Here is a 4849-nt window from a genome sequence, read left to right on the forward strand (position 1 = left end):
TTTATGTGTAATAGAAAGTCAATAAGAACCGGGCCATGCTCGCCCTTGGAGCTTCTCATACCCAACCGGTATGGCTGTAGCTTCTGAGGAGATCGCCGTCGCTCACCGGATCATCCGGTCATCCTGTTAGTAACCGGTCAAAGCTGATCTGTTACATCGAAGGCGGACACCTGTCCATCGACAACACCCCTGCCGAGCGGTGAACCGCCCTCCCATGTACATATGACCAAAACGTCGCCGTTATCCTACCGTTCTGTCATGCCTACCCACGACGGAGTATTGACGGTCTCCGTCCTATAACATAGCTTTTCCGAAAGGCGCTCAAGTACATATCGTCATGTGCATACGAGCCTCGTGTCGTTAAAAGAAATGGTTGGTGCCGCATGAAAGTGCTCTTCATGATGCCGTTCGGCGTGTCGAGCTTCTCCGCCCCCATCAAGATCAAGGCTTCGTCTTGGTGTTAGTGCCAGATGCACGTCACCTTGCGGTGCAGGAATGGAGTGTGAACATGAAAGCAGAAACGGAATCGCGGATTTTTTCGGTGGACGAATATGTCCGTCCGTCTAACGGCGAACCGATCCGTTCAGTTGTTCTGGAGACCAACGATTCTGTCGTTGTAGTTTGGCACGCCTACCCTAGGCAGGAAATAGCTGCCCATGTCCATCCTCACGGCCAAGATACTTGGACGGTTATCTCAGGTGAGGCCAAGTATTATCAAGGCAACGGCGTAGAAATTCATCTTAAAGCTGGAGATATTGCCATTGCAAAACCTGGGCAAGTACATGGTGCCGTGAACTCTGGTCCAGGACCTTTCATATTTGTCTCCGTGGTTGCGCCGGGCAGTGCAGGTTTTGCGTTATCTGAGAAATAGGCGAAAGGCCTGAGAGGAACCTGATGAATACACGAGTATTTACGTTCGCTGGTGGAGAAACGGGGGTTTGGCGCGTTGTTGCGATGAATGCCGTGGCAGGAGCCCCTCTCCCTGGAATCCCACGGCTCAACGTAGCCGCTGGCTCTGTTTCGCCGCAGCCTCCGGGCACCAAATGGCTCCTTCGCGGGATAACGAGTAACGAGCGCTATGTCGTGCGTGAAGAGAAGGATCGTCTCGTGGCGAAGCAGCCAAGCTTGGGTCGAGCAGAGGCTACCTGCGCCGCCCTGATCCCTATCCGGAAAAACCCCTCATGGTGGGGACTGTCTCAAGACGAACGCCGGAAGATTTTTGAGGAACAGTCCCGTCACATTCACATCGGGCTCCAATATCTCCCTGCTGTGGCCCGCCGCCTCCACCATTGTCGGGACCTGGGCGAGAACGAACCCTTCGACTTCTTGACTTGGTTCGAATATTCCCCGTCTGATGAGACGGCCTTTAACAGGCTTCTGGCCGAACTCCGAGCCTCGGTGGAGTGGCAGTATGTCGACAGAGAAATCGACATCCGGCTAGTGCATGAGCCGGCCTAGCATCAGGTTTAACTTCGATCTACGTGCGGCACACTCCTGCGACACCCGCAGCCCAGCAAAACCCCGAAAAATCTAGTGTGTCGCATAACTTAGGAGTAACGCGACAGGTATGTCTAGCGAGCCACTAGTCGCTTAAGAACTTTTCTACTTATAGCCTCCTCTTTCTCTCATCGATCTCCTCGGCATCCTGCCGTCTAGAGCCGGCACATTGTCCAGCTTTCGAATGAGGCTCTCCAGCTTTTCCAAGTCGCCCTCGGCAATGGCTCGCTCGTCGGGAGTTAAAGGCACGGCCTCCAAGTACCGTCCGATAGACGATTTGCTTTCCAATGCTTGGGCCCTTGCGCTGGCTTTCGGCAAGTTGAAGTCACACCCCGCACAGGCCATGCGATGTGGGCAGCTGCTCCAGAAGGGATTTGAACAATACGAGTCGCCCAAGTCATAGAAGGTGTAGGGGGCATCTGAATGGCGAACAATTACGTCATGATCGATCAAAACGGAGACCATATGGGCCATTTGATCGGCTTTAACGAAGGATGCTGCCAGCTTGGTAGGCCGAATTCGAATGTAATGCAAAGTCGAATTCGGCGAGCTATGTCCCGACCACTGCATTAGCTCGATCAGCGACATGCCCTGAGGGACGCTGGCGAGCGCCGTCACTGCGGAGGCACGTCCCCGGTGGCTGGTGATTCGCCCGCGACTGTCCTCCAGTGGCACACCCGCCTTGGCGCATAGCATTGGAATGATGGTGCCATTAATGACACTGGAGCCTATGCGCTTGCCTCGAAACTGAAATAGGTAGCTAACTTTTTCCCCGGTTCGCTCATCCAGCAAAGCGGCCTGGTTAGCAGGCCTGTCCTCCAGCCAGGCGTCAATGCGCTCCTTCACGACCACCGCTACAGGTTTGACGAAAGCTTTGAACGTCTTGCTGGCAGGAATATCGAGATAGCATAAAGTTTTTGCTGGAACGATGGTCCCATCCTCGTGTACCACATCATTGGTCTGAGGATGCGCGCATCTTTTATCCAAGCGCATGATTTCATTGCTGCGCAAACCAGCGTGCGTCCACACTACAGCAATGGCTTGAACCATCGACAGCGGATAGTGAATCTCCGAAAGCAGATCACTACGCTCAAGATTTAGACTCGCCCAAATCAGCTTGAGCCAGGTCGAGTCATCAATTACCCGCGGGTTGATACCCGAGTTGAATGTCACGGATCGCGGGGTGGCGAGGTGATGCCGGGGGCTGAACTTCAAACGACCCCATCCCCAGAGTTCAAAGTCTGTAAAAAATCGTCGCAAGGCATGTAGAAAGCCGCGCTTCGAGTTGGCAGCGATAGGCTGACCAAGCCCCTTTAGCTGTGTTCCCTTCGCTGACTCCAAAGCCCACTCACCGACCGTCATCCGGTCGACGGCAGCAATAAATGCAGCGCAAGTGGACATGCTCCAATCGGTAGGCGCCGCCATTCCTGATTGCTCGCGCGCTAGCCAGACACCGGTCCTCAAGATAAAACTGTAATTGCTTTCACGTGTGCGTGGACGCAAGGTGGAAGTGTCTCGCCATCGACGGCACCACATTGCCCAAGTCGGATCGATGCCTTCGATGCTTTTCGCCCGCCAACAGGTATAGCCTCGCATGCGTAAAGGTTTCGCCAAAATCCCCATGGCAGCGAGGCCGTGAGATACCTTTCCGACCGATCTCGCGACACCTTCGCTTCGATGCTGTTGGCCCTTCAGTAGCAGTTCCTCGGTGAATGTCTCCAACCGCGGATCGCCGTTTTCCAGCATCAAGGCACCCAGCACGTTGGAAAGGAACTGCTCAAGATGGCGAGCAGCGTAGCCCAGCGATCTCAACGCTTGGCTCAAGCGAACGTGCTCATGTCTGAACACGGCATGGCCGAAGATAAAAGAAGCATATATCGCCGGCTGCCGGAATTTGGCGATACGCTGCGGGGTTCGAAAATCGCCGAGATGGTAAGCAACGGAAGCGAGATATGGTCGTGATCCTGCTCGATTACTGAGCAAGGTCAACCACTGCGACTCAGACCAACACCAGTAGGGTTTACCGGTTTTGCTGACATTCCAGAGAATGACTGCCACTGATGAAATGGCTAATCGCTGAGAAACGCCGCTGTGCGCCGCTATATCAGCTAGCGGCCTCATGAGCTCAGGTATCTCTGATTGGAGGTAGCCCCAGTCTGAACGGTGAGAGCGATTCGAAAGTATGCTCAGCTCGATTTTCGATAGATCGCTCTGACGTACGTACTTGCTCGCGTCGAACGGAACATAAGGGGTGACTGAGGGGGTGCTCATAGCAATGCCTCAGACCCAAAGAGTTCACAGAACATCCGAGCATCGAGACTGCCGACGGAGTGCGCCATCTTTGCGGTTAAATCCGCGCCAGATAGGTGCAGGTAAATCAAAGTGGTTTTGGGGTCTCGATGTCCAGCATACGTGGTCAGTTCATGGAGCTTCCAGCCCGCACGGGCCAGATGGGTAAGCCGAAGGTGGCGAAAGGTATGAGTGCTCAGGTGCGATAGTTTCGCTTCCTTGGCCCACCCTTCAACCGTTTTACTCCACGCCCAACGGGACAGTGGCGAGCCTCGATTACGATCTGATGCTGATCGAAACAACGAACCTCGCATCCAGCCAGCGCCGCGAAGAGCATGTAGATGCTCTATCAAGACAGGTGCAATGTCTGGGCTGTAGCACACGACGCGGCTGCGTTTGCCTTTGGTCGTTTCCGCTCGCACCGAGATCAGTCGGTGTGCAACGTCTAAATCCTCAATACGCAAGGCCACCAACTCGGCACGGCGAAGAGCCCCGAAATACGCCAACGACAGCATTAGTCGATCACGGATAGACGACCTGGCCGCAATACTGAGAAAGTGTCGCCACTGCTCATCGGTGGGAATGTCTGGCAACTTAATCAGCCGTGGGAGCAAGCCCCTGACAAACCCTCCATGTCCAGGCACTTGGGCCAGCCGACCATGCTGTCCGCGGGGCACGGGGTTGTGCTCGCAAAGACCCTGAAAAACGAGGTGGTCGTACCACAACCGGATAGCAGTAAGCCGCTGGTGCAAGGTTGAATTCGCCACCGCGCTCTTTGCGCCAGGTAGCAGCTCACGGATGTAGAGCGTGACTTGTTCGAATGTCGCGGATTCGGGTTTCAGCCCACTCCCTTCGCAATGCAATAAGTAATGCGCAAGGGCACGGCCATAGGCGTCAAGGGTGGCCGGCGCACGCCCCAGATTACCCAAGAGCTCCAGCCAAGCTTGTACACTGGAATAACGACTTAACACTTGCTTGTGCAATGGGGTGGTGGTCATGGGCGCCCCCTGAGCGTCAACGGATTCAGCCTAGCTCAAAAGCATTCCACCTAACTTAATAGAGC

At 54.7% G+C, this 4849-nt stretch carries 4 protein-coding genes; 2 read left to right on the plus strand and 2 right to left on the minus strand.

Features of this window, described 5'->3' with window-relative positions; genetic code table 11:
* Positions 1 to 508 precede the first annotated feature (508 nt).
* Together ACVRRC_RS21465 and ACVRRC_RS21470 are read left to right on the plus strand one after the other, a co-directional pair.
* Complete coding sequence (locus ACVRRC_RS21465; RefSeq protein WP_071534424.1) at positions 509 to 871, plus strand: cupin domain-containing protein; 363 nt, start codon at positions 509 to 511, stop codon at positions 869 to 871.
* A gap of 83 nt (positions 872 to 954) precedes the next feature.
* A complete protein-coding gene (locus ACVRRC_RS21470) occupies positions 955 to 1458 on the plus strand; it encodes a chlorite dismutase family protein (protein ID WP_011914408.1) in 504 nt (167 codons plus the stop codon).
* A gap of 144 nt (positions 1459 to 1602) precedes the next feature.
* On the opposite strand, the gene ACVRRC_RS21475 is transcribed toward ACVRRC_RS21470, so the two are convergent.
* Positions 1603 to 3768 carry a site-specific integrase gene (locus ACVRRC_RS21475; RefSeq protein ID WP_011914409.1) on the minus strand — a complete coding sequence of 722 codons (2166 nt, stop codon included), beginning with the start codon at positions 3766 to 3768 and terminating at the stop codon, positions 1603 to 1605.
* Positions 3765 to 4784, minus strand: coding sequence for a tyrosine-type recombinase/integrase (locus tag ACVRRC_RS21480; RefSeq protein WP_011914410.1), 1020 nt, complete (start codon positions 4782 to 4784; stop codon positions 3765 to 3767). The genes ACVRRC_RS21475 and ACVRRC_RS21480 overlap by 4 nt, the downstream gene beginning before the upstream one ends.
* Positions 4785 to 4849 lie beyond the last annotated feature (65 nt).

Source organism: Stutzerimonas sp. LR2, assembly GCF_055755175.1.